The organism is Paenibacillus sp. Y568 (assembly GCF_059445545.1).
The window spans coordinates 12,436-38,256 of the sequence record NZ_JCAIUM010000010.1; the positions used below are offsets into that span (position 1 = coordinate 12,436).

General features: G+C 41.6%; 24 protein-coding genes. 17 read left to right on the top strand and 7 right to left on the bottom strand.

All coding sequences use genetic code 11. The features are described from left to right. The first annotated feature begins 118 nt into the window (after nt 1–118). Nucleotides 119–1,099: a Gfo/Idh/MocA family protein gene (locus tag AC1D7X_RS15035; RefSeq protein WP_495456820.1), complete on the top strand. Its 981-nt coding sequence runs from the start codon at nt 119–121 to the stop codon at nt 1,097–1,099. Between the two features lie 76 nt (nt 1,100–1,175). Here AC1D7X_RS15035 and AC1D7X_RS15040 read toward each other — a convergent pair whose 3' ends face one another. Both AC1D7X_RS15040 and AC1D7X_RS15045 read right to left on the bottom strand, forming a co-directional pair. Continuing rightward, nucleotides 1,176–1,859, bottom strand: a complete 684-nt coding sequence (locus AC1D7X_RS15040; protein WP_495456899.1) for a CidB/LrgB family autolysis modulator — start codon at nt 1,857–1,859, stop codon at nt 1,176–1,178. Then, on the bottom strand, nt 1,859–2,230 hold the full coding sequence (locus AC1D7X_RS15045) for a CidA/LrgA family holin-like protein (RefSeq protein WP_495456819.1): 372 nt from the start codon (nt 2,228–2,230) through the stop codon (nt 1,859–1,861). Before AC1D7X_RS15045 ends, AC1D7X_RS15040 begins: the two co-directional genes overlap by 1 nt. A 124-nt stretch (nt 2,231–2,354) precedes the next feature. Between AC1D7X_RS15045 and cidR the strand changes: the two genes are divergently transcribed. The 4 genes from cidR to AC1D7X_RS15065 all read left to right on the top strand — a co-directional run bounded on the left by cidR (nt 2,355) and on the right by AC1D7X_RS15065 (nt 7,466). Next, on the top strand, nt 2,355–3,254 hold the full coding sequence (gene cidR / locus AC1D7X_RS15050) for a cidABC operon transcriptional activator CidR (RefSeq protein WP_495456818.1): 900 nt from the start codon (nt 2,355–2,357) through the stop codon (nt 3,252–3,254). Between the two features lie 142 nt (nt 3,255–3,396). Further along, entirely contained in the window at nt 3,397–3,861 is a 465-nt protein-coding gene (locus AC1D7X_RS15055) for a MarR family winged helix-turn-helix transcriptional regulator (RefSeq protein ID WP_495456817.1), read from the top strand. 3 nt (nt 3,862–3,864) lie between these two features. After that, nucleotides 3,865–5,592, top strand: coding sequence for an ABC transporter ATP-binding protein (locus tag AC1D7X_RS15060; protein ID WP_495456816.1), 1,728 nt, complete (start codon nt 3,865–3,867; stop codon nt 5,590–5,592). Continuing rightward, nucleotides 5,589–7,466, top strand: coding sequence for an ABC transporter ATP-binding protein (locus AC1D7X_RS15065; RefSeq protein WP_495456815.1), 1,878 nt, complete (start codon nt 5,589–5,591; stop codon nt 7,464–7,466). The genes AC1D7X_RS15060 and AC1D7X_RS15065 overlap by 4 nt, the downstream gene beginning before the upstream one ends. Before the next feature lie 82 nt (nt 7,467–7,548). On the opposite strand, the gene AC1D7X_RS15070 is transcribed toward AC1D7X_RS15065, so the two are convergent. Then, nucleotides 7,549–8,178, bottom strand: coding sequence for a TetR/AcrR family transcriptional regulator (locus AC1D7X_RS15070; RefSeq protein ID WP_495456814.1), 630 nt, complete (start codon nt 8,176–8,178; stop codon nt 7,549–7,551). 169 nt (nt 8,179–8,347) lie between these two features. On the opposite strand from AC1D7X_RS15070, the gene AC1D7X_RS15075 reads away from it, so the two are divergent. Continuing rightward, nucleotides 8,348–10,567 (top strand): MMPL family transporter, encoded by a 2,220-nt coding sequence (locus AC1D7X_RS15075; RefSeq protein ID WP_495475536.1) that lies wholly within the window; start codon nt 8,348–8,350, stop codon nt 10,565–10,567. Nucleotides 10,568–10,688: 121 nt separating this feature from the next. On the opposite strand, the gene AC1D7X_RS15080 is transcribed toward AC1D7X_RS15075, so the two are convergent. Then, nucleotides 10,689–10,853 (bottom strand): hypothetical protein, encoded by a 165-nt coding sequence (locus AC1D7X_RS15080; RefSeq protein ID WP_495456812.1) that lies wholly within the window; start codon nt 10,851–10,853, stop codon nt 10,689–10,691. 339 nt (nt 10,854–11,192) lie between these two features. Here AC1D7X_RS15080 and AC1D7X_RS15085 point away from each other — a divergent pair, with 339 nt between their 5' ends. The 7 genes from AC1D7X_RS15085 (at nt 11,193) to AC1D7X_RS15115 (ending at nt 18,243) form a co-directional block, all read left to right on the top strand. Continuing rightward, entirely contained in the window at nt 11,193–11,534 is a 342-nt protein-coding gene (locus AC1D7X_RS15085; RefSeq protein ID WP_495456811.1) for a DUF2294 domain-containing protein, read from the top strand. A gap of 189 nt (nt 11,535–11,723) precedes the next feature. Next, nucleotides 11,724–12,809, top strand: a complete 1,086-nt coding sequence (locus AC1D7X_RS15090; RefSeq protein WP_495456810.1) for an ABC transporter substrate-binding protein — start codon at nt 11,724–11,726, stop codon at nt 12,807–12,809. Between the two features lie 33 nt (nt 12,810–12,842). Next, nucleotides 12,843–13,772: a nucleoside hydrolase gene (locus tag AC1D7X_RS15095; RefSeq protein WP_495456809.1), complete on the top strand. Its 930-nt coding sequence runs from the start codon at nt 12,843–12,845 to the stop codon at nt 13,770–13,772. Between the two features lie 27 nt (nt 13,773–13,799). Then, a complete protein-coding gene (locus AC1D7X_RS15100; protein WP_495456808.1) occupies nt 13,800–14,621 on the top strand; it encodes an ABC transporter permease in 822 nt (273 codons plus the stop codon). Between the two features lie 6 nt (nt 14,622–14,627). After that, nucleotides 14,628–15,413, top strand: coding sequence for an ABC transporter permease (locus AC1D7X_RS15105; protein ID WP_495456807.1), 786 nt, complete (start codon nt 14,628–14,630; stop codon nt 15,411–15,413). Between the two features lie 30 nt (nt 15,414–15,443). Then, on the top strand, nt 15,444–16,502 hold the full coding sequence (locus AC1D7X_RS15110) for an ABC transporter ATP-binding protein (RefSeq protein WP_495475537.1): 1,059 nt from the start codon (nt 15,444–15,446) through the stop codon (nt 16,500–16,502). A gap of 22 nt (nt 16,503–16,524) precedes the next feature. Beyond that, the gene (locus AC1D7X_RS15115; protein ID WP_495475604.1) at nt 16,525–18,243 is read left to right on the top strand and encodes an adenine deaminase C-terminal domain-containing protein; all 1,719 of its coding nucleotides are present in this window, start codon (nt 16,525–16,527) and stop codon (nt 18,241–18,243) included. Between the two features lie 65 nt (nt 18,244–18,308). Here AC1D7X_RS15115 and modB read toward each other — a convergent pair whose 3' ends face one another. Further along, entirely contained in the window at nt 18,309–18,986 is a 678-nt protein-coding gene (modB, locus tag AC1D7X_RS15120) for a molybdate ABC transporter permease subunit (protein WP_495456804.1), read from the bottom strand. After that, entirely contained in the window at nt 18,983–19,798 is an 816-nt protein-coding gene (modA, locus tag AC1D7X_RS15125; RefSeq protein ID WP_495456803.1) for a molybdate ABC transporter substrate-binding protein, read from the bottom strand. Before modA ends, modB begins: the two co-directional genes overlap by 4 nt. A gap of 165 nt (nt 19,799–19,963) precedes the next feature. Between modA and AC1D7X_RS15130 the strand changes: the two genes are divergently transcribed. Continuing rightward, a complete protein-coding gene (locus AC1D7X_RS15130) occupies nt 19,964–20,899 on the top strand; it encodes a substrate-binding domain-containing protein (protein WP_495456802.1) in 936 nt (311 codons plus the stop codon). Between the two features lie 114 nt (nt 20,900–21,013). Here the strand turns inward: AC1D7X_RS15130 and AC1D7X_RS15135 are convergent, their stop codons facing one another. Beyond that, nucleotides 21,014–22,549 carry an FAD-dependent oxidoreductase gene (locus AC1D7X_RS15135; RefSeq protein ID WP_495456898.1) on the bottom strand — a complete coding sequence of 512 codons (1,536 nt, stop codon included), beginning with the start codon at nt 22,547–22,549 and terminating at the stop codon, nt 21,014–21,016. 198 nt (nt 22,550–22,747) lie between these two features. Between AC1D7X_RS15135 and AC1D7X_RS15140 the strand changes: the two genes are divergently transcribed. From AC1D7X_RS15140 to AC1D7X_RS15150, 3 genes are all read left to right on the top strand, one after another. Then, nucleotides 22,748–23,686: an aldo/keto reductase family protein gene (locus AC1D7X_RS15140; RefSeq protein ID WP_495456801.1), complete on the top strand. Its 939-nt coding sequence runs from the start codon at nt 22,748–22,750 to the stop codon at nt 23,684–23,686. A gap of 222 nt (nt 23,687–23,908) precedes the next feature. Further along, the gene (locus AC1D7X_RS15145) at nt 23,909–24,325 is read left to right on the top strand and encodes a MerR family transcriptional regulator (protein WP_495456800.1); all 417 of its coding nucleotides are present in this window, start codon (nt 23,909–23,911) and stop codon (nt 24,323–24,325) included. A 32-nt stretch (nt 24,326–24,357) separates the two neighbouring features. Further along, nucleotides 24,358–25,809: a DHA2 family efflux MFS transporter permease subunit gene (locus tag AC1D7X_RS15150; protein WP_495475538.1), complete on the top strand. Its 1,452-nt coding sequence runs from the start codon at nt 24,358–24,360 to the stop codon at nt 25,807–25,809. Nucleotides 25,810–25,821 lie beyond the last annotated feature (12 nt).

The window sequence follows — 25,821 nt, forward strand, 5'->3', positions numbered from 1 at the left end:
AAGGCAGATGACATCCGTAAGCAACTTGAATTCAGGCATTGACGTAGGCATACTAGAAAGTATCTTATGGTTTAAAAATATTGTTATCTTCATATTCGGAATTGGAAGGGGTGGCATAATGCAGTCATTACGTATCGGGATTATTGGAACAGGTTGGTTCAGTCAAGTCCATGCAGATCATATGGCAACTATGGATGATGTATCTCTTCAAGCCATATGTGGGAGTAGTCTGGAAAAGGGAGAGCAGATGGCAAGGCGCTACGGCGCCACTGGGTATGGTCGTGTGGTAGACATGCTAGAAGCAGAGAAGCTTGATGCTGTCTATATTTGTGTACCTCCGATGGCGCATGGAGAAATCGAGAAACTCTTGATTGATCGAGGTATTCCCTTTCTAGTGGAAAAACCGTTGGGGACAGATACGGAGTTGCCTCGCGAATTATTGAGACAAATTAATGCCAAATCCCTAATCACTTCTGTTGGATATCATTTTCGTTACAAAAAAACCGTAAATCAAATGAAACAACTACTCGGTGAGCAGCAAGTAGGTATGGCTGTGGGTCAATGGATGGGAAGCATGCCAGGCGTTGCTTGGTGGAGACAACAGAATGGATCTGGTGGGCAGTTCATTGAACAAACGACACATATTGTCGATATTCTACGATACTGTTTAGGTGAAGTGGAAGAAGTATACGCGATGTACGGGAATCGAGTGATGCATGAGCAACATGATTATGTAAGTGTACCCGATGTGGGTACAGTATCGATGAGGTTAAAGAGCGGGGTCATTGCTAACATTTCTAACACCTGTGTCCTTCCAGGCGGCGTAGATCGGACAGGCCTTACGTTCTATACAGGCGAAGGCATGTTAGATTGGAATCCTAACCGGTTGAAGGTTGTGACACCACAAGTGAGTACAGAATATACCGATCCTGCAAACCCTTATTTACTGGAGAGCGAAGCGTTCATACATGCGATACGTACCGGCGATCCTTCCCGGATACGCTCCGATTATGCGGATGCCTTCAAGACGCAAGTGATAACCTGTGCTGCATTAGAATCCGCAACCCTGGGTAAACCAATAACGATACAATATGAATGACGTAAAGGCAATCCGGTGCGTCATTGTAGTGGGCATCCTACAGGACTAAATTTTCAAGACACCAGTATGAAGAGTATTAATGCATTAATAGAATGTTCATCATATAAGGTGCCATGCCAAGCGTAAAGAGAGCGGCTAGTATCATGGAGATACTGGAAATGGTACCGCTTAGAGCACTCAACTCGAAGGCTTTCGTAGTACCCATTCCGTGGGCGCTGGTACCGAGAAGAACACCTCGTGCTACCTCATTCTCGATTCGGAAGATTCGCAATACGGAAGGTCCAATAATTGTGCCGAACAGTCCTGTAATAATGACGAATACCGCTGTTATATTGGGAACACCACCGACGACTTGAGATACGTTAATAGCAATAGGTGTAGTGATGGATCGTGGCATAAGACTTGCCACAAGTGAACCACTCAAATGCATCCATTTCCCAAGAAATACGGATGAGATCATAGCTACGGCAGAACCAAACAGTACGCTTGCGATAATCTCGACGGCGTGCTTTTTTAATACCTTGAACTGCTTATATAAAGGAACCGCAAATGCTACGGTTGCAGGTTGTAGTAGGTCACTGAGATATTTGCCGCCATTATTGTATGATTCATATGGAACACCTACTGATAACAATAAGATAATAATCAGCAAGGGTGTAATTAATAATGGGGAAAGATATACTTTAGGCCATATGGAATAGATTTTTTTAGCTGAATAATAAATGCCAAGAGTGAGCGCTAGGTATAACATTCCGATCATCATGCTGCTCGTTTCTCCTTTTTCTTTGATATTATGGTTGCCATTAGGCCTGTGCTTGCCATGACAATAAACGTACTGATCAGGACTACAATGGCGATACGTAGACCATCACTTTGAAGCATAGGAATATACTTCATGATTCCGACAGCTGCGGGAACGAAGAAGAGAAGTAACTCTGCAAGTAACCATTTCGCACCGATATCAATCCATTCAATACGGATAATGTGGGCTTCCAATAAGATGAAGATGACTAGAATGCCTAAGATGCTTCCAGGCACTGGAATATGAAGCCAGCTAGCCAATGGATTCATTACCATGGAGAATGCCATTAATGCCGCTACTTGAAGGATTCCCTTTATCAAATTCATCATGTTTTCATCCCCTTTCATTCTATATGAAAATTTTACATCACTTTCTTTCATAGGTAAAATGAATATAAAGAATGATTACCATTCAATTTATCTATGATACACCTAAGAGGAGAAGCGATTAATAATGGATATACGTCATCTGCAATACTTCATGGAAGTGGCTCGTTACAGAAGCTTTACCAAAGCAGCCGAATCACTATATATAACCCAACCGACGATAAGTAAGACGATCAAGAATATTGAAGAGGAATTGGGAATCATATTATTTGACCGATCCAGTAAAAAGATTGAATTAACCGATGCAGGTAAAATCATGTTCGAACAAGGCCAACACATTGTGAATTCATTTCAGAATCTTTCCTCCGAATTACATGATCTTCAGAATCTTAAAAAGGGTCATATTCGTATAGGTTTACCACCCATGATTGGCTCTAGCTTCTTCCCTGAAGTCATTGGATTGTTTCATCAGAAGTATCCTGATATAAGCATTCGGATCTTTGAAGATGGTGCTAAGAAAGTCGAACTCGATGTAGAGAGTGGACTTCTAGATATCGGTGTGACCGTGTTACCTACAGATGATGAATTATTTCATTCCTTTTCTTTTGTACAAGAGAATTTAATGTTGCTTGTCCATCCTACACATGCGTTCGCGGGGAGAGACAGCGTTTCTTTGTCAGAACTTGAGAATGAGTTATTCGTACTGTTTCGCGAAGATTTCGCATTACATGATCGTATTATTACGGAGTGTGTGCGGTTAGGTTTCCAACCCCATGTCGTCTATGAAAGCTCGCAGTGGGATTTAATCAGTGGTATGGTTGCGGCTAATTTAGGGATAGCCCTGCTACCCGAGACCATCAGCCATGAAGTTGACCAGACACGGATTAACGTTGTACCGCTCATTCATCCAGCTATTCCGTGGCAACTGGGTATGATATGGCGTAAGGAACGCTATCAGTCGTTCGCTACACAGGAGTGGATTCAGTTCACACAAAAAATACTGATGGAGAATAGTCGTACGAAGTAGGTACATACTTTGTTCTTATTTGAAACCGTATGCAACATTTGACATATAAGTTTAATGATATTTATAATACATAGGTATACTAATTAATTGGTAACCTAACTAAATATATTTGAAATAACGAAGAGGTGAAAAGCGTATTGTAATGGAAAATGTAACTGCTGAGAAATTGTTCGTAGCCATTAAGAAATTCAACAAAGCCGGGTTCAATCATCGTGCAATTAAAGGTGTCAAACCTAGTGAAATGATGCTTATGTTTTGTTTACAGAAGAGGGGAAAGCTGAAGCCAGATGGTTTAAGGGTTTCTGAAATTAGTGAAATTCTAGATGTTACGTCTCCGACAGTAACGCAGTTACTTAAAGAACTAGAGTTAAAAGGGTTCATCCAACGAATGATGGATCAGAATGATCGAAGAGCGGTTCTAATTAAGCTAAGCCCTGAAGGGAAAGAGGTCATTCAAGAAGCGATGGTGGTAACAGAAGCTTCTTTTAATGGATTAATACAGTTCTTAGGCGAAGATGAAAGTAATCAACTGGTAGACTTACTCATTAAAGCTCATCACTACTATGAGCAGGTGGATGTACGTCAGACAGAAAGTAGGAATGAATAACATATGATGAAATTATTTAGAAATTTAAGACCTTTTCGACTTCCGATCGTATTCGTGCTGTCATTGGTCTTTATACAATCTTTATCTGATTTGTATTTGCCTACATTGATGGCTGATATTGTTGATAAAGGGATCAGAGGCGGTGATATACCGTATATCTGGAAAATTGGTGGTGTCATGCTTCTGATTGCAGCCATTGGAGCCATTTGCTCCATTGGAGCAAGCTATTTCTCGTCCCGTATATCTGTGGGATTCGGACAACGATTACGTAGTAAGATGTTCAATCATGTACAGAACTTCTCCCTACAGGAGTTCGATAAGATTGGAACAGCTTCTTTGATCACAAGAACAACCAATGATATCAACCAAGTTCAACAGGTGCTCATTATGCTTCTTCGCATGATGATTAGTGCGCCATTGATGTGTATTGGTGGTATTATTATGGCCGTCAATCAAGATGCTAAATTATCGCTTGTTATTGTTGTCGTTATTCCTGTACTTGTTGGAGCCATCGCCATTATAGCGCTAAAGGGGCTACCACTATTTAAAGCTATGCAGGTGAAATTAGATACATTGAACCGTGTCTTACGTGAGAATCTTACGGGAATGCGAGTGATTCGCTCGTTTAATCGTACGAACTATGAGACGAAGCGCTTTAACGATGCCAATGTAGATTTAACGGACACAGCGATTAAAGTGAATAAGATTATGGCTGCAATGATGCCAATCATGATGCTAGTGATGAACTTCTCCACACTTGCCATTGTCTGGTTCGGTAGCAATCGTATTAGTGAAGGTAATATGGAAGTGGGCTCATTAATGGCATTTATTCAATATGCAGCGCAAATTATGTTCTCACTCATTATGGTTTCAGTTATGTTTGTAGTCGTTCCGAGAGCTTCAGCTTCGGCGACTCGTATTAATGAGGTATTGGATATGGCGCCAGAAATTAACGATCCAGTCCAACCTAAGCAAACCAACCGTGAGCGTGGTTACCTCTCATTTGAGGATGTGACCTTCCATTATCCTGGCGCAGAGCAGCCAGCAATCTCACATATATCCTTCGAAGCCGGTCCAGGCGAGACGACTGCCATTATAGGGGGTACGGGATCAGGTAAATCGACCTTATTGAGTCTCATTCCGCGTTTCTATGATGTTGGAAGTGGGAAAGTGTTGATCGATGGTGTAGATGTTCGAGAGCTATCACAGGAGCAACTACGAGCTAAGATTGGCTTCGTTCCACAGAAATCAGTGCTCTTCACGGGTACCATTGCGGATAATATTCGTTACGGTAAGGAAGATGCTAGTGATGAAGAAATACAGCGTGCGGCTGAAATAGCGCAGGCTACTGAATTTATAACCAATATGAAGGACGGATTTGAATCCGATATTGCACAAGGCGGCGGTAATGTCTCCGGTGGACAGAAACAAAGACTTTCTATCGCGCGAGCATTAGTTCGGCAACCTGAGGTCTACGTTTTTGATGATAGCTTCTCAGCCCTCGACTTTAAGACAGATGCTAAGCTGCGTGCAGCATTGAAAGAGGTAACTATGGATGCCACTGTGCTCTTAGTAGCCCAGAGAGTAAGTACGGTGATGGATGCGGATCGAATTATCGTGTTGGATAAAGGCGGTATCGTTGGAATAGGTAAACACCATGAGTTGATGGCTACCTGTGATGTGTATCGTGAGATTGTATCCTCACAGTTGTCAGAGGAGGAGAGCGCATGAGTGAGAGTAGACAACAGAATAGACCTAGCCCAGGACCTAGAAGAGGACACGGACCAGGTGGCCCAGGAATGGTTATGCCAGGAGAGAAGGCCAAGAATTTCAAAGGATCTTTAAAAAGATTAGTTCAATATTTAAAGCCCCGAAAGATCACATTGCTATTCATATTGTTAATGGCAACATTGAGTACGGTCTTCAGTATATATAGCCCGAAGAAACTAGGCGAAGCCACAACGATTCTATTCAAAGGGTTTCAAATGGTTGATGGTGTGCCACATATAAACATTGATTTCGGTGCGATAACGGACATACTAATGTTTGTAGGTATACTTTATATCATTAGTGCCTTATTCAGTTATATGCAGCAATATCTAATGGCAGGAGTCGCTCAGAAAGTTGTGCTTGATATGCGGACGCAGATTAATAGCAAGTTAACTCGCTTACCGCTCAAGTATTTCGATTCCAAGACACATGGTGAAATTCTGAGTCGTGCTACGAATGATGTCGATAATATCAGCACAACATTGCAACAAAGTTTAACCCAGCTTATTACTTCGGTGGTTACCATTATTGGGGTCATTGTCATGATGCTGACGATTAGTCCATGGTTGACACTTATCACGATTATCACCTTGCCATTAAGTGTGCTTGTGGTTAAAGGTGTGGCTACTCGATCACAGAAGTATTTCAAGGGACAGCAGAAGTCTCTTGGTGATCTGAATGGACATGTCGAGGAAATGTATACAGGACATAAGATTGTGAAGGCGTTTGGACGCGAAGAGCAATCGATGAAGGATTTCGACGAAATCAATGAGAAGTTATACCACTCCGGTTGGAAAGCCCAGTTCCTTTCTGGATTGATTATGCCGTTAATGAGTTTCGTTAGTAATATAGGATATGTATTGGTGTGTGTAGTCGGTGGGATCTTTGTCACAAACGGGAAGATTACCATCGGGGATGTTCAAGCTTTTATTCAATACACGAGACAGTTCTCACAACCTATTGCCCAAACGGCCAACATAGCTAACGTTATTCAATCGACAATAGCATCTGCTGAACGTGTATTTGAACTCTTAGATGAGGAAGAAGAAGTGCCAGAACTTCAGAATGCGAAGACGATCCAATACCCACAGGGTACGGTACAATTCGAACATGTGAAGTTTGGATACAAAGAAGATGCCATTCTGATCGAAGATATGAATATTGACGTATCACCAGGTCAGACTATTGCTATTGTAGGACCGACAGGAGCGGGTAAGACGACACTCATCAATCTGTTGATGCGCTTCTATGAATTGAATGGTGGGGCAATTAAGATCGATGGTGTGAATATTGCGGATATGAAGCGTGGCGATCTTCGCAGTAAGTTCGGTATGGTACTTCAGGATACTTGGCTCTTTAATGGTACCATTCGTGACAATATCGCGTATGGTCGCGAAGGAGCTAAGGAAGAGGAGATCGTTAAGGCTTCCAAAGCAGCCCATGCCGATCACTTCATTCGTACCCTTCCAGATGGGTATAACACGATTCTGAATGAAGAAGCATCGAATATCTCTCAGGGTCAGAAGCAACTTCTAACGATAGCGAGGGCCATTCTTGCCAACCCGTCAATTCTTATTCTAGATGAAGCGACGAGTAGCGTAGATACGCGTACAGAAATCCACATTCAGAAAGCCATGAATGAGCTGATGAAAGGCAGAACAAGCTTCGTGATTGCACACCGATTATCTACGATTCGTGACGCTGATCTAATTCTAGTCATGAATCAAGGCAGTGTCATTGAGAAAGGTAGCCATGAAGAGTTATTGAATCAGGGTGGCTTCTATGCAGACCTGTACAACAGTCAATTTTCGCAATCGATGGATGATGTCGTGTAATGGAACGTTAGATGTTCATACAAAAGGAGTACGCACTGGGTAATACCAGTGGCGTACTCTTTTTTGATATCTGCTGATCCAATCACTCAGGTGCAATACCATGCCAGAATAAATCAATAATCTGATGAGCTAAATGGGCAGATGAAAGGTTATAGTCTGCATGAATTTGGCGGTTACCCACCATAAGTAGGGAGTAGAAAGTATGAGCAAGAAATAAGGTATCCGCGATACGTATTTCGCCATGGTCCATCGCTTGTTGGAAGCTTGCAATGAGTATGTCGTTAATAGCTTCTTCAGAGGACATGATAGCCTGTACTTGTTCAGGAGAGAGTGAAGGTCTTGCTTCACGCATGATGGTCTCGAAATCTCCATGTGACTTGGCCAATTTTGTCTCAGCTAGTTGTCGCAACCGATTCAGTAGAGGAGCTTCTTGTTCCATAATAACCTTCGTATGCATTCGTGCCATACCTGTCATGGCGGTTACGGAGGCAGTGAATAACTGTGCCTTGCTCTCGAAATGGTAATAGATCGATGCTTTCGTTACACCACATGCCTTGGCGATTTGTTGTAAGGATATGGCTTCATAACCGTATTCCATGAATAGGTTAGATGCGATTTGTAATATCATTTGATCCATGGGTAAATCTATTTCTGAACGTTTCGGACGCCCTGGTGTACGATTGGTGTTGGATTTGTTTGATGGTTGTTTCATATATGTTATATCCTCCAAATGGATAAAATTTTAATTTATTTTTTAAAAGTAATTGATAATTAACCTTCCGGTATATATAATTATATCTATACTTAATTATTATACACTGACCCGTTGTTCATTACACGTGTTTTAAGTTTTAAGTAAAGGGTTCAAGGAGGATTATTCAATGAAACAAGAGGCTGGATTCGGCAGATGGGTTGCCGGTAAACGAACGAAATGGATTACACTTTTAGTATGGATTATGGTTGTAGGTGTTCTTACTGTTGCCTGGCCAAGTATAGGTAGTGAAGAGATTAATAACTCGCCTAACTTGAATCATGATGTGGCTTCAGTACAAGCCGAAGAAATAGCAAATCGGGAATTTTCAAGCGATACGGGGATTCCTGCCCTTCTGGTATGGCATCGTGATGGGGGTATGACAGATGATGATATCTCAGGGATACAACAGTTATTTGCCAAGTGGGGAGCTAACCCTGTACCGCACCAAGAGAGTGTCCCACCATTTGACAAGATGCCTCCGGTTGCGATAAAGACTCTCCTTTCAGAAGATCAGAGTACCTTAGTAACGCCGGTGTTATTTAATAAAGGTATGGATAGTGATCAGTTAAAGGATGGGGTAGAGGAACTTAAAGCACAGGCGAAGGATGTCTTAGGAAGCGATCCATTTGAAGTGAAACAAGATAACAAAAGTGAGTTAAGTGCTCGGGTTACGGGTCCTGTAGGTATTTCAATTGATGCAACAGGATTATTCAAGAATGCTGACTTTAAGCTGTTGTTAGGAACGGTCGTATTGGTGCTAGTAATTCTGTTATTCATTTACCGGTCACCTATTCTAGCGCTAATCCCATTGATTGCTGTTGGATTTGCGTACGGTGCCATTAGTCCAATCCTTGGATTTATGGCGGATAAAGGGTGGATTATTGTAGATAGTCAAGCCATATCTATTATGACGGTGCTACTATTTGGTGCCGGAACAGACTACTGTCTATTCCTTATTTCCCATTTTCGTCATGTACTTAAAAGTGAAAAAAACAAAGGCAAGGCTTTATTTGAATCCATAAAAGATTCCTCAGGAGCTATAGCAATGAGTGGTTTTACCGTTGTATTGGCTTTGTTCACTCTATTGTTGGCTAAGTATGGTACTTACCATCGTTTCGCGGTACCATTCGGTGTTTCTATTCTAGTCATGGGGATCGCAAGCTTAACGCTAGTTCCTGCTATACTGGCTATATTAGGTCGTGTCTCTTTCTATCCATTCATTCCACGGACACACGAAATGGAAGTTGAACATGCACGCAAGAAAGGAAAACCTGCTCCCACTCCTAAAGCGCCGAAAGAAAGCCGTTTGGGTCATTTAGTCGTCACTAAACCTTGGACCATCGTGATAATTACGGTCATTATTCTCGGAGGTTTGGCTGTTTTCTCAACACAAGTGAAAACAACCTATGACATTATGTCTTCTTTTCCAAAAGATATGGCTTCAAGGGAAGGGTTCGACCGGATTGGTAAACAGTTCTCACCTGGTGAGTTAGCCCCTGTGAAGGTCATGGTCGATACAGAGGGTAAGGAAGAAGCCTTGGGTGAGCAGTTAGCTACCTTACCTTACGTGTCTAAAGTGTCTGAACCCGTACAAGGTGAACAGAATCCAATGATCGTTGCATACGATCTTGAATTGTCTATGAATCCATATTCCATCGAAGCTATGAATCATATTCCAGAATTACGTACGGTAGCAGAACAATCGTTGAAAGACGCAGGTATTAGTGCACCTACCGATAAAGTGTGGATCAGTGGGCAGACTGCTACACAGTACGACACAAAGGAAGCGACGGATCGAGATACACGTGTTGTCATACCTGTGGTTATTGTGTTAATTACGTTACTATTACTGATTTATCTACGTTCGATTGTAGCGACCATTTACTTGGTAGCGACAGTCATCTTGTCCTATTTCTCAGCGTTAGGATTGGGATGGATTATTATACATTATGGTCTTGGTTCGGATGCGATCCAAGGGGCTATCCCGTTGTATTCCTTTGTATTCTTAGTAGCTCTAGGAGAGGACTATAACATCTTCATGATATCTAGCATTTGGAAGAAGCGTAAAACGATGCCCCTGAAACAAGCTATTAAAGAAGGGGTAGGAGAGACGAGTTCAGTCATTACATCTGCAGGGATCATTCTAGCGGGTACATTTGCTGTATTGGCATCCTTACCTATACAAGCGTTAGTTCAATTTGGGATTGTGACGGCTATTGGTGTTCTGATGGATACGTTCATTGTACGTCCATTCCTAGTACCAGCAATTACAACATTGTGTGGTCGATTCGCATTCTGGCCTGGGAAGTACAAGGAAATAAAGTACCAAGAAGGGAGCAATCAATAAACAGTAGATATGAATCTAATGAGTCTAAAAGTTAGAAAAGACCACCCCGAGCGAGAATTACTTCTTATATAAGAGGTAGTTCCCAAGCTTGTGGTGGTCTTATTGTTCATTGTGATGGAGATTAATCTTTCTTAGACTCCGTATCACTATAGGCTACAGGTTTGGCGACCCACTCATCAGCTTCGGGTTCAATATCTACGCCATTCTCCATTTTTTTTATTTCTGCTAGAGAATCTCCGTCTTTATTGATCTTGTTCCGTACTTGATCTTCTGTTTGATGATCCAACTGATTCCCTCCTTTTCTAAATCTATAGGCTTTGACACTTTTTAGAGTATCCCGATGCAGGTGTTATCATACGTGAACGTAGTGGGGAGGTGCGTAATTATTATGATTCATATTAAAGGATATAGATATCACATAAATCCGAATATTAACATTTTAATTAAATTAATAGTTCGTGTTCTGCTCTTAAAATCGATAAAATTATGGGTTTTTCCTTGCTTGAGTGGCTTAATTTATGTATAATAATTTTTGTTGAGATAAATACACTTATCTAAGGAGACGTTATTCAATGAGAAATGAAACGATGTTTCTCTACACAAAAGTTCTCTTGAAGGTGATGAAATGACGCTTTTGGATAGTAATGAGAGCAAGAAGAGGATTTCTCATATTTATAATGAGATTTCAAAGGAACTGTTTGGGTTTGGAACCACGTTACTAAGAATATCTATTGAAGAGAATCACGTGACTCTTTATGCGAAGCATCGTCGGTCTCCTAGATCGGCTGCATTGGAAGGCGAAGCTCCTGGCTTGAAGCTGGAAGTCGACTTCCGAATGTCTCTCTTATATAAGAAGAGACTTCGTGAGAAGTTAGAAGAGGAACTTGGGCTTTCAATTGAAGTTGTACTTCGTGATTATGATGGTACAACGCAATGGGCAGTGACTAACGTTATATTACATGAGTAGATAATGATTGTTATAAGTAGGATTTTTTCCTTGGATCTATCTAAGGAGAAGACCATTGAACAGAAATACGGGTGTCACTTCACTTTGTTTACAAAGGAAAGTGTTCTTGTCTAACAAGAATGCTTTTCTTTTTTTGCTAAAAAAATAGAAATTGCCTAATTAAATAAAATGAATATGGGGGAAATGAAAATGAAAAAAGTAATGGGATCCATTCTTAGCTTAACAATGGCAGGCCTCTTGATGGCGGGTTGCGGGAACGGGAATGCAAATACGAATAATGAAGCTAACAAAGGGGACAACGGTCAAGGTAAAACGGCACCAACAGAGTTAGTGATCTCTACTTGGGGATTCTCGGAAGACTTCTTTAATAAAGAAGTGTATGCCCCTTTTGAGAAAGAACATCATGTGAAGATTGTGACTGAAATTGGGAATAATGCAGAACGATTGAATAAGATTCGCCAAGGTAGCGGGAATGTAGATGTTGTGTATTTGTCTGATTATTATGCGCAGCAAGCTATTAATGAAGATCTTTTTGAGCAAATAGATCGTAGTAAAATCCCTAATGTGGGACAAATTTATGATATTGCCAAAGCACCACTAGGTGAAGAATACGGCCCAGCCTTTACCATTGGACGTCTTGGAATTGCGTACAATCCTAAATTAATCAAACAACCTGTTACTTCATGGAATGATCTATGGAGTGATGAATTTAAAAATAACGTAACCACTCCGAATATTACAACTACAGCAGGTCCGATGTTTGTTAATGCAGCGTCGATGGTTGCAGGAAGCAAAGGATTTAACGAAGATGCAGCATTTGCGAAACTTAAAGCGTTGAACCCAGGTGTTGTGAAATATTATGGTCAAACGTCGGAGTTCGTCAATATGTTCTCCCAGGAAGAGATTGCTGGTGGACCGATTATGGAAATGTATATGAAGGATTTGAAAGCAGCGGTTCCTGATGCTGTATTCGTCTCTCCTAAAGAAGGTTCTTATGCGGTTATGAACACAGTAAACATTGTTAAAGGCAGCAAGAATAAAGAGTTAGCTGAAGAATTTATTAACTGGCATCTGAGTAAAGAAGTCCAAGAGAAGTCAGCGAAGAACAAAGTTGATTCTCCAGTAAATACCGAAGTAGTTCTGACTGCAGAAGAAGCAGTAGGAGTTACTTATGGTGCGGATATTGTTAATCATCTATTGAAATTAGATATGAAGTTTGTGAATGACAATATCAAGACATGGACAGACCGTTGGAACCGTGAATTAGCTCAATAAGTCCGAATCTGTCGAATGGGAGACGATAAAAGAATGCGTAAAACAATTCTTGATGTAGATACAGGTATAGATGATGCATTAGGAATCCTACTTGCCGTTAAGGGTGGGATGGCTGATATCGTAGGGATTACGACCGTTAGCGGAAATGTTTCTCTCCAGAAGGCAACAAACAATACATGCAAAATACTTGAGTTGATTGGTACGCAGGACATTCCAGTTGTGCAAGGTGCGTTCTGTCCATTGATGCGAGAACCCAGATTTGAGCATGATGTGCATGGCATTGATGGATTGGGTGGAGCTTTAAAAGAGATGACACCCTCGAATAAGCCTGCCGAAGGATTCGCACCGGATTTTATCATTCGTACGGTAAAAGAGAATCCTGGGTCCATGACATTGATCATGACGGGACCTCTTACGAATCTGGCTTTGGCTCTGCGCAAATGCGCGGAGCTTCCAGAACTCGTAGATGAGGTTGTGTTCATGGGTGGAGTAGTCAACGCGAGAGGTAATATTACTCCTGTAGCGGAGTTTAACATGTATGCAGATCCTGAAGCGGCTCGGATTGTATTTCAAGCTGGATTCAAGAAGCTGACCATGGTTGGTCTGGATGTTACAAGTAAGGTACTTTTCACCGATGATCATATAGCCCAACTGACGAATCCTTCGATCAAGGATTATGTAAGTGTAAGTCTAAATGATTATATGGATCGATATGCAAGACGTCATGAAGGGATTCGTGCTAGCCTGCTTCATGATCCCCTAGCTGTAGGAGTTGCACTTTATAGTGGACTCGTAACTACGAAATCTTATTATGTGGATATTGAGACACGTAGCGAATTGTGTGATGGTCAGACGGTCTGCGACTTCAATGAACGCCTGCTTAAGCCATCGAATATGAACGTATGTATCGAAGTAGATAGTGAAGCATTCTTACAATTGTTTATAGAAACCTTAAACAGATAATGTTTCATCGGAACAGGAGCTAAATACATGAAGAAAACTTATTTATATTGGCTGCTGCTACCGGGCCTACTCTTTCTGATGGTGTTCATGATTGTCCCGATTATACTTACCATCGGATCTACTTTTTTTCAACAAGGAAATTTTACGATCGAAGGGTATACCCAATTCTTCAAAGATCCTTACTTCCTCAAGATCATGTTAACCACATTAGAAGTGAGTGTTGTATGTACGATTGTGAGTATTATTCTTGGATTTCCTGTGGCGTATTATATTTCGAAAAAAGCGCCTCGGAAGAAGGGGGTTCTACTTGCACTCGCGATTTTTCCATTGCTCACAAGTCCCGTAGTTCGCTCCTTTAGCTGGATGATTATCCTTGGGCGGAAGGGGATTCTTAATAATTTCTTAGTCTGGACAGGCTTGATAGATAGTCCATTAACGATCATGTATACGCCCATAGCTATGATGATCGGTCTCGTGCATTTATTCCTACCTATGATGATTATTTCCTTAGTGGGTGTTCTAGAGAATATTGACGGTGATCTATTGACGGCAGCTCAGAGCCTCGGTGCATCTAGACTCACAGCTTTCCGTAAAGTGGTGATTCCTTTGGCCATGCCGGGACTAATTATCGGTAGTATTCTGGTATTTGTGGGTAGCCTTACTGCCTATACTACACCAGCACTTCTTGGAGGTAAGCAACGGGTCATTGCGACATTCCTATATCAGAATGCGATGACGTTGAATGATTGGTACTTAGCTTCAGTAATAGCAACCATTATGATCGTGATTACCTTTGTGGTTGTGGCTTCTATGAATAAAGTGGCCAAGAAATTAAATCCGAAGGGGTAGAAGGAAATGCAGAACAAGAATGTAGGACTTGGCGTATTCAGTCTGTTGGTCTTTGTTTTTCTGCTGGGCCCGCTTCTGATCATATCGATCACCTCCTTTGAACCGGGTACAGTATTGAAATTCCCACCGGATTCTTTTTCACTTCGGTGGTATAAGAATATTTTTGACGTAGAAATGTTTCCTAAGACATTCACGACATCCATGATTGTCTCGTTGCTTGGTAACGTCCTGTCATTACTATTGGGAGTACCCGCAGCATATGCTTTAAGTCGATTTGATTTTCGAGGTAAAAGTTTATTAAATGCAGTGTTTCTATCACCCGTATTGATTCCAGGAATTGTACTCGGGTTTACGATGTTGAAATATTTGATTGTATTGTATCATTTGCCTATTTATCTCGGACTGTTGGTAGGACATACGGTAATTATGTTACCGTTCGTTATTCGAGTGATCTCATCAAGCTTATCCAGTTTTGATTTCTCAATTGAGGAAGCCGCTATGAGTCTGGGTGCAGGAAGAATGAAGACCTTCTTCAAGGTCGTGCTACCCAACATTAAATCAGGAATTATTGCGGGTGTACTTATTGCCTTTCTAGAGTCCTTCAACAATGTAGATATCTCACTATTTATGACAGGACCAGGTGTGAGTACGTTACCTATTCAAATGCTTACTTATGTGGAAAATTACTTCGACCCGACCATTGCTGCGATATCCGTGGTATTGATGGTCATTACGGGCGTGCTGATGTTTGTTATAGAAAAAATAATGGGACTGGCTTATTTCACGAAATAAGTAACGTCACCATGAATATGGAGGTATTGTATGTCACTTTTAACTTTAGACCGTGTATCGGTTGCTTATGACCGTCAGTTGATCTTGGAAGACTTCAACCTGGACTTAGAAAAGGGGCAACTGCTATCGCTGCTCGGACCGAGTGGTTGCGGGAAAACGACAACACTACGTCTTATTGCAGGATTTCTGGAAGCTAAGGATGGGAAGTTCTTATTCGGGGGTAATGATTACACGCGAGTTCCTGTGAACAAACGTAACTTCGGATTCGTATTTCAGAGCTATGCGCTGTTTCCTCACCTCTCCGTCTACGATAACGTAGCCTTTGGTTTGCGATTACGCAAAGTGAAGGATGATGAGATTAAGAAACGTGCCATGCATATTCTGGAAACCGTTAGAATGATTGGATTTGAGAAACGCTTCCCACAGGAATTATCAGGTGGACAAAGACAACGTGTAGCGATTGCAAGAGCTTTGGTGATTGAACCGGACTTACTATTGTTCGATGAACCGCTTAGTAATCTGGATGCTAATCTGCGTGTAGATATGAGAGTTGAGATTCGACGAATCCAACAGGAACTGGGCATTACCACGGTCTATGTATCCCATGATCAAGAGGAATGCTTCTCGATCTCAGATCAAGTGGCAATCATGAACAAGGGAAATATTGAACAATTAGATATGCCCTCTACGATTTTTAAATATCCGGCAACTGAATTTGTCGCGAAGTTTATAGGATTTAACAACTTCCTTCCTTTTGAATCTAGAAGTAATGACAATGGTGAAATTCATCTGACGCTTAAAGGACGCACATTCGTGGGATCTCAGCATTTAGGCACGAGTAACCCCAATGCACTTAAAGGAGCTTTCCGACCCGATGACTTGATGCTCTTCGAAGTGGATGGAGCGGACAGAGAGAATGCTGTTCCAGGTCTTATTAAGGTGAGCACTTACCTTGGACGGAGCTATCAGTATGTCGTGGAGACAGAACTAGGAGAATTTACTGTGAACAAGGAAATGGATCGGCCTTATCTCAACAGCCAACGAATAAACCTCATTTTCCCCAAGGACAAGATGGTATTGGTGGAATAGGAAAGAGAGTCGGTGAGTGATCATGCATGCAGATATATTAATAGTAGATGTCCAAGTATTTAATAGTTATTACAAGAGATTCGAACAAGGGAATGTAGCTGTACAATCAGGTAAATTTCTATACATTGGTAAGCGGGGTGTCGAAACATTTGGAGGTGCTAAGATCATTGAAGGGCGCGGGCGTGTTATGATCCCAGGGCTTGTAGATATCCATTTGCATATCGAGAGCACGATGATAACCCCGGCGACGTTCTCATATGGCTTGATCCAGAATGGGGTGACGACGGTCGTACCTGAACCTCATGAGATGGCTAATGTATTCGGTGTCGAAGGCGTACATGCGATGATGGAAGCGAGCACGAATTGTGTTGCGGATATGTTCTACGCCATTCCGAGCTCTGTACCCGCGACTCCGATGGAAACGACCGGCGGATCGATTGAAATAGAAGACATCGATGAGTTGATGAAGACGGGGAAGATGGCTTGTCTAGGGGAGATTATGAATTATGTAGATGTCATTCGTGACCCTGAGTGTAAGACGAACCAGATCCTGAGACATATACGAACACATTACCCGGATCTCACGATTGAGGGACATACTCCTAAGCTGTTGGATCTTGATCTACATCAGCTCATTTATGCTGGGATTGATTCAGATCATACACATCAAAGTATTGAAGGCATGACGGCTCGTATGAAAGCCGGAATGTTTATTGAAATTCAAGAGAAGTCAATGACAGAAGAAGTGATGGATTATCTTATTCATCATGATGTATCTGAACATTTCTGTTTCGTTACGGATGATGTGATGACAGATTCCTTTGTAGAGTACGGGCATCTCAATCATATTGTTCGCAAGGCAATCGCTATGGGGATGAAACCAGAGGATGCTATATATGCCGCGACTTTAACACCTACGAAACGGATGAAGATGAATGATCGTGGGAGTATTGCACCGAATAAGAAAGCTGACTTCTTGTTACTATCTGATGTGACTACAATGGTGATTGATGAAGTGTACAAAGACGGGGTGAAAGTTTTTGCTACGGATGAAGAATATGTTGAACATGCTCAAGTTAATCCATTTCCAGAACATTTCTATCAGAGCGTTAAACTCTCGGAGCTTGGAGCTAATGACTTCCAAGTCCCTATCGCTGAAACTGATGGAGAATATCCTTGTCGTGTAATGATGGTTAAGGATGGATCAACCTTTACGGAAGAATATCATGCGAATATATCCGTGATGAGTGAGCAATTGAACTGGGAGGAAAGTCCGTATGGACTGATTGCAACGTTCGAACGCTACGGTAAGAACGGAAATCGTGCTTATGGGCTTATTGGCGGAGATACAATTAAACGGGGTGCGATCGCAACGACCTACTCTCACGATAATCACAATTTACTTGTGATTGGGCGTAATCGAGAGGACATGATGATTGCAGCTAATGAAGTGATCCGTAATCAAGGCGGATTCTGTGTTGTGGAGAATGGAGAGATCCGTTCGTTCCTTCATCTTCCGGTTGGAGGTATTCTTTCGGAAGAAACCCTTATAAAGGTGGCAGCGCAAGTGAAGCAGCTACGTACGGAAATGGAGGCACTTGGATATAAGCACTACAATCCAATTATGTCGATTAGTACGCATTCCTTAGCCGTTAGTCCAGCACTTAAAATTACCGATTATGGGTTAATCAATGTGAACGAGGGTAAGGTAGTTTCCTTACTTGTAGACCCTAAATTATAAGAGAATCGAAGTTAAAAAAGGCAATGCATTCCTTAACAAAGAATGCATTGCCTTTTCTGATTACCTTAATCTTGTTTTCTTCGCCCCGTTAAGAGTAGCAATAGAAAAGAAATAAGAATCATGGTCAGTGTCCATGCCCACGCCATATTCATATTGCCAGAATCAACCGCTACATAAATGGCTGTAGGGATCGTCTGAGTCTTGCCAGGAATATTGCCAGCAATCATAAGGGTTGCCCCGAATTCACCTAGGCCTCTTGCGAAACCTAGAATATAAGCGGTCACTAATGACCTCGAAGCCAAAGGAAGTGTAATATAACGGAATACTTGCCACTCGTTCGCACCCATGGAGCGACTAACGTCTTCCAAATCATTATCTATAGAAGAAAGGCCTACTTTCATCGTTTGATACACGAGAGGAAATGACACAACTACGGCCGCGATAACAGCAGCCCACCAAGTAAATATGATAGGTGAAGTAAATAACCATTCAATACCTTGTCCAAGCCAACTTTTTCTACCCAAAGCAATAAGTAATATAAAGCCAACAACCGTTGGAGGAAGCACTAATGGCAACAAAAACAACGTTTCAAGCCATACTTTTCCCCTGAATTGCCTTTTGGACATCCACCAAGCAACAGCCACACCGACTACAATCGTTATAATACTCGACAGAAATGCGATCTGTAACGACAATCGAATGGGGGTCCAGAACGTATGCCAGTCTATTTGTACCGTAATCATTTAGGAACGGAGAATCCGTATTTGATAAATATATTTATGGCTTCTTCGGATTGTAAATAGTTATAAAAGGCTTCCGATTCCTCACGGTGTTTCGTTGCACTTATGATTCCCATAGGGTACTCAATCGCGGTGTAGGTGGTCGGATCAACAGGGAAAATAACCTTAACTTTGTCTGATGATATGGCATCCGTCTGATAAACAAAGCCAGCATCAACGTTTCCAGTCTCAACGTACTGAAGAACTTGAGTCACATCTTTGGCTTGAACGATCTTCGATTGTAGAGTATCCCATAAGTTAGCCTTCGTTAATGCTTCTTTCGCATAATTACCGGCGGGTACACTTTCAGGGATGCCTACTGCCACCTTAGTTACTTCCGTTTGAGACAAGTCACTCAGATTGGTGATTTGGGCTTTACTATCAGCTGGAGCAATAACCACCAATTCGTTCGTTAATAGGTTTATATGATCGTTTTCTTGAATCAATTGTTTATCTACAAGTGCTTGTAGATTCTTAGTAGCTGCAGACAGAAATAGATCAGCCGGAGCTCCTTGCTCAATTTGCTGTTGTAGTGCACCAGAACCAGCAAAGTTAAAGTTAAGTTTAATGTTAGTGTAGCTTGTTTCATAACTCTTTTGAATGTCCTGTAGTGCGTTCGTTAAGCTCGCAGCAGCAGAAATCGTGAGTTCCACCGGTTCTGAAGACGTCTTCGTTTTCTGGGTGCTTGTATCTTTTGTAGAACCACAGGCAACGACCAGGATAGACATCATCAGGATCAGACATAGAATTAAGCTGTTTTTCATCATTTTAGTCATATTTCCACTCCTATAAGTTATGATTGATTATATCTAGTTATAACTAGTATGATTATACTTGTGTTTTTCCTGAAAAGTAAACCATATTTATCATAATGAATTGGGGATATGTTAGAATAAAGGCATAGATTCATACGGCGAAACGGTGCTAAGAAGGAGGATCCTATGACAAACGATGTGTCTTATACAACGGAGGAAATTTCGAAAATATTGAAGATTTCTAAGCTTACGGTATATGACCTGATCAAAAAGGGAGAGCTCCTCTCCTATAGAGTTGGCAAACAAATGCGAATAGATGCAGTAGATTTGGAAGCATATAAACAACGGGCAAAAGGGTTGTCCAACACGTTCAATCCTATAGATCGGCCTGCCCCTTCCTCGATGAAGATGGGTATACGATCCATCGTGATTACGGGGCAAGATATTAGCCTTGATATATTAGCGAAGCATATCGAAGATAAGACAACGGGGATACGCCCACTGCGAAGTCATGGAAGTAGTCTAGAGAGTCTTATTGCGATGTATAAAGGCGAAGCAGACGTTGTCAGCACGCATCTGTTAGATGGAGATACAGGAGAATATAATCTTCCTTACATAAGAAGGATACTTGCTGGTTCATCTTATGTGGTAGTTAATCTACTGTTCAGAAGAGCGGGTCTGTATGTTCAATCTAATAATCCTAAGAATATTAACCATTGGACCGATTTAACCCAACCAGGTCTAAAGTTAATTAATCGAGAAAAGGGTTCTGGAGCTAGGGTGCTACTAGATGAGCAATTAAGAATTCATGGCATCTCGGCTGATCAACTCATAGGATATGACGACGAACGATCCAATCATTTAGCTGTGGCTACCAGAGTAGCTTCCGGTGAAGCAGATGTTGGTGTAGGTGTCGAGAAAGCTGCTTCTATGGTTGATCATGTTGATTTCATTCCATTAATGAATGAGAGATATGATCTAGTCATGATAAAGAACGCAGATAACATAGACTGGATCCGATCTATCATGGATATTCTACAATCCGAAGAGTACAAGCGAGAACTTAGTGCTATCTCAGAATATGATCTATCACAGACGGGTCAAATTATGCTAGAAAACTAAGCTATATACAGCAAATAAACCACTCCATTCATGTATTGAATGAGAGTGGTTTTTACTGTGAAACGTGTGCCTGTCTTTTGATTTAGGAAGGCGCTGCTGCTACTTAGTTTTCTTTTATACGAAATCGAGCTTCTTCAGCGGTTCTTCAGCGGGTCCTTCAAGAACATGGCCATCATAACCAAATCTAGATCCGTGGCAAGGGCAATCCCAAGAGCGGTCACCTTTATTCCACTCAACTTCACATCCCATGTGGGTACATGTAGTATCGACTAGATGCAGATTACCTTCAGGATCACGATAGGCACCTGCTCTTTTTCCATAATGCGTAACGACCGATCCTTCATCTTTCTGAAGCTCGTCTGCTTTAGCATGGACAATCTCTAGCTTGCCGGATATTAACTCCTTAGCGACATTAGCATTCTGAACGATGAAATTCTTAATGCTTGGATCAGCTTGAAAACGACGTGAAGGGGTAAAAAGTTCAGAATAAGGGTTCTCTCTTCCTTGAATCTGATCGGTAATCAGTTTAGCCGATAACGTTCCACTCGTCATTCCCCATTTAGCAAATCCAGTAGCTACATAGATTCCTTCATGCTGCGCTGTGATCTGACCGATATAAGGCACTTTGTCGAGGGTGAATAAGTCCTGAGCAGACCAGCGAAAAGGGATGTTCTTCATTCCTAATAGGTTGCCACCGAACTCTTCTAGATTCTCATAATGTCGATAAGTGCATATGCCCTGCCCCGTCTTATGGCTGTCGCCACCAACCAGCACGACAGGTTCTCCATTCCATGTAGCTGATCTTAGAGAACGCGTAGGCTCGTCCACGCTAAGATACATCCCACCTTCAAATGGTGTTTCTGATGTCATAGCAATCACATAGGATCTTTCTGCATGAAGACGTGAGAAGAAGAATCCTCCAGCATCCGTAAATGGGAAATGGGAGGCTGAGACGATATGCTGACATGTAACTTTATGATCTCCATGGAGGGATCGGAGTGTGAAGGGGCGTTCTCCTTCGAGCTTTTCACTAACGGTTGTATTCTCATAAATCAGTCCACCAGCTTCAACAATAGCTTCCACCAGACGCTTCATATAAGCTAAGGGATGGTATTGAGCCTGCCCTGGAAGTTGGATGGCCCCCTTCACGACAAGAGGAATAGGAACATGTTCGATCCATTGTCCTGGAATAGCGAGTTTCTCATAGGCTTGAAATTCTTTTAGAAGTTTAGCTTTTGCCTGTTCCCCTTCTGCATACAGATAAGCATCTTCTACTTTCCATTCACAGGAAATGTCTAGTTCTTTTACGGTTTGTGCCATAAATTGTAGTGCTTCATTGTTAGCATGATAATACTTGGATGCTTGTTCCACTCCAAAATGCTGTATTAGTTCATCATAAATCATGCCATGCTGAGCCGTAACCTTAGCCGTGGTATGTCCGGTGGTCCCTTGTAGTATTTGGCCAGCATCCAGCAAGGCTACCTTGAATCCTTCCTTAGATAACAAGTAGGCTGTAGTGATACCCGTAATCCCTGCTCCTACAATTCCTACATCCACCGTAATATCTTCTTTTAGTTGAGGAAAGGTTGGAAGTTCCGTTGAAGCTCTCCACAAGGATTCGGGATATTGGGGTAGTTGGGTTGAATGTATAGGGTTGTTCACGATAGTTCCTCCTAGTAATATTAGTCATTGGAATTAGTCTTCCTCATTATTCAATAATTACCACTCTTTTTGAAAAAGAAATCAATTAAAGCTATAGACATGTGAACGGGATACGCGGAAATGTTACAATAAGATGGTAAAAGTGAATTTTCCAGATCATACGCTTAAAGGAGGATATTACAAACGATGAAGTACCGGAGACTTGGTGGTAGTGGGCTTAAAGTTAGTGAAATCAGCTTGGGTAGTTGGTTAACTTACGGTGGCTATGTGGAACAAGAGAATGCAGTTAAGGCGATTGAGACGGCTTATGACGCTGGGGTTAATTTCTTTGATACAGCCAATGTATATGAACGTGGAGCAGCTGAGCAATTGTTAGGTCCCACACTTAAGGCATATCCTCGTGAGTCGTATGTGTTAGCAACGAAAGTATTTGGTAACATGGGAGATGGACCTAATGATTCAGGGCTATCCCGTAAACATATTATGGAACAATGTCATGCAAGTCTGAAAAGACTAGATACGGATTATGTTGATATTTATTACTGTCATCGCTTCCATGCGGAGACACCAATAGAAGAAACAATGCGAGCGTTAGATGATTTGGTACGTCAAGGCAAAGTGCTCTATGTGGGAGTAAGTCAATGGACTGCCGCACAGATGGAAGCAGCACTTGCTGTAGCAGATCGGTATTTACTTGACCGGATCGTTGTTAATCAGCCGCTATACAATATGTTTGAACGTGAGATTGAGAAGGAGATTATTCCACTTGGTGAGCAAAAGGGTATTGGTCAGGTCGTATACTCCCCACTAGCTCAAGGTTTATTAACAGGTAAATATAACTCTTCAGGTCGTATTCCAGAGAATAGTCGTGCTGCCAAACTTGGATGGAATGAAGATAAGATAAGTGATGTACGCATCGCTAAAGTTCAACAATTAGAGGAAGTTGCGAATGAGCTTGACGTGAAAGTTGGACAATTAGCATTAGCTTGGATATTGCGTCAGAAGAATGTCTCGAGCGCCTTGGTTGGGGCAAGTCGTCCAGAGCAAGTCGTGCAGAATGTAAAAGCTTCGGGAATGACATTATCCGCAGAGGTATTGGAACGTATTGAGCAAATACTAGCTTAATTAAGCGAATATAAGGTTTTTATTGAAGGCAGTCAACGTGTATGGAAGGTGCACGGTGGCTGTCTTTTTGATATCTAAGGGTATGAATTACAAATGAAAACAAATTAAATTTCATGAAATAACCCAAAAAGTTAACGTTGACGTTAACGTTAGTCCAGGAGTATAGTAATATACATTAAATTATTCAAAACAGTTGGGACATTCGGGAGTGAAGATGAAGAGATGGATTGGTTAAAAATTGACGATGTTGCCAAAAAAACAGGTCTGACTAAAAGATCCATACGGTACTACGAAGAAATTGGATTGATGCCAACACCAGAACGTTCAGATGGTGGGATTCGGTTATATACCGAGGAAGATGTGCAGTACTTGAATAATATCGTTCTAGCCAAAAAGGTGCTCGGGTTCTCATTACAAGAGATTCAAGACTATTTACACATTCGCGATCGAATGAAGCAACATCATAGTAACTCTCAATCCTCTAGCGATGAGGTGGAACGGAGATCAGAACTGGAGAAAATGAAGGAAATGGTTAGCCAACAAATTGATTTAGTTCATGGAAAGATGAATGATATGAATCAGATTTTGGCTGGATTAGTAGATATTCAAGAGAAAATTCAACAATCAATAGATAAATAAACTACAGCATATGTATAACAAGATGGAGGGCTATGATGAAAAATAATTCTGCCGCGACCGCCAGCTCATTTTGGCCGGTTCTTTTTGCAATTTTTTTTGGTAATTTCTTAGCTTCATTAAGCACGACAACGATTAATATCGCGTTACCTGCATTCATGACTCAATTTACTTCTGAGTTACATACCGTACAGTGGATGGTTACAGGATTTATGCTCGCGACTGGGGTAATCGCGCCTGTGCTTGGATTTCTAGGGGATCAATTCAGTTATAAGCGTCTGTACATTTTCTCGATTATCGGGTTTACGATTTGCTCTGCCCTTTGTGTATTGTCGTGGAATATTCAGAGCTTAATAGCGTTCCGAATCATCCAAGGGTTATTTAGTGGGCTGATCATGCCTGCAACGATGACGATTATTTATCAGGTTGTGGAGAAGGAAAGACAAGCTTTCGCACTAAGCATGTGGAGTGTATCTGCTATGCTAGGGCCTGCACTTGGACCTACACTGGGTGGTTTCCTTGTTCAACATTACAACTGGCACGCCTTATTTATTATGAATATACCTATTGGCCTGATTGCTATGGTCGTAGCATTTCGTTATATCCCATATTATAAACTCAGCAAGAAGCAACATTTCGATGGTGTTGGGTTTGTGACTGTTATAGCAAGTAGTGGAGCTCTACTCGTAGCATTTAGTGAAGGAAATACGTGGGGGTGGCTATCCGCTAAGACGTTATCCTTGTTGATTGGGGGAGCATTGATACTAGCATTCTTTATCTTATGGGAACTTAAAGTAAAGGAACCCCTTCTTCATTTGCGGATTCTACGTATACGGAAGTTCTCTTATAGTCTCGTGTTAAATGCGATCATTTCAATTTCACTTTATTCTGGAACATTTCTTATCCCGATCTTTCTGCAAAATATACAGCATACCACAGCGATGCAAGCAGGCCTTATTATGTTGCCAGGTTCACTGATGATGGTTCTTTTTGCACCCATTGTGGGTCGTCTATATTCTAAAGTTGGTCCTGTTAAGCTTATTCTAATAGGTGTAACGCTAATGGTCATCTCTACTTGGAGTTTAAGTGGACTTACGGTGACGACATCGCATCTGTTTATTACTGTATGGATGGCTATCCGTTATATTGGTATAACTTTTGCGAATATGCCAGTTACTAATGCCGGTATGAGTTCTGTACCTGCTCAGGAGTCTGGGCATGCTTCCTCCATCAATAACTGGATTAAGCAGGGGATGGGTTCGTTTGCGATTGGTATATTTAGTTCTCTCTTGGCTAGTCGTACCGTCGTTCATTTAGCAGGTGTCATTAACCCGAAAGAAGCGGAACAACAATTTGCCTTTACCTGGAGTGTCGACGATGTATTTGTGATTGCGACCATTATTGTTGCATTAGCTATACCCGTTACATTTCTCCTGAAAGACAAAAAATCGAAACCAGCCCAACTATCTCGGACTACGGCAACATAGGCTCCTAGTCTA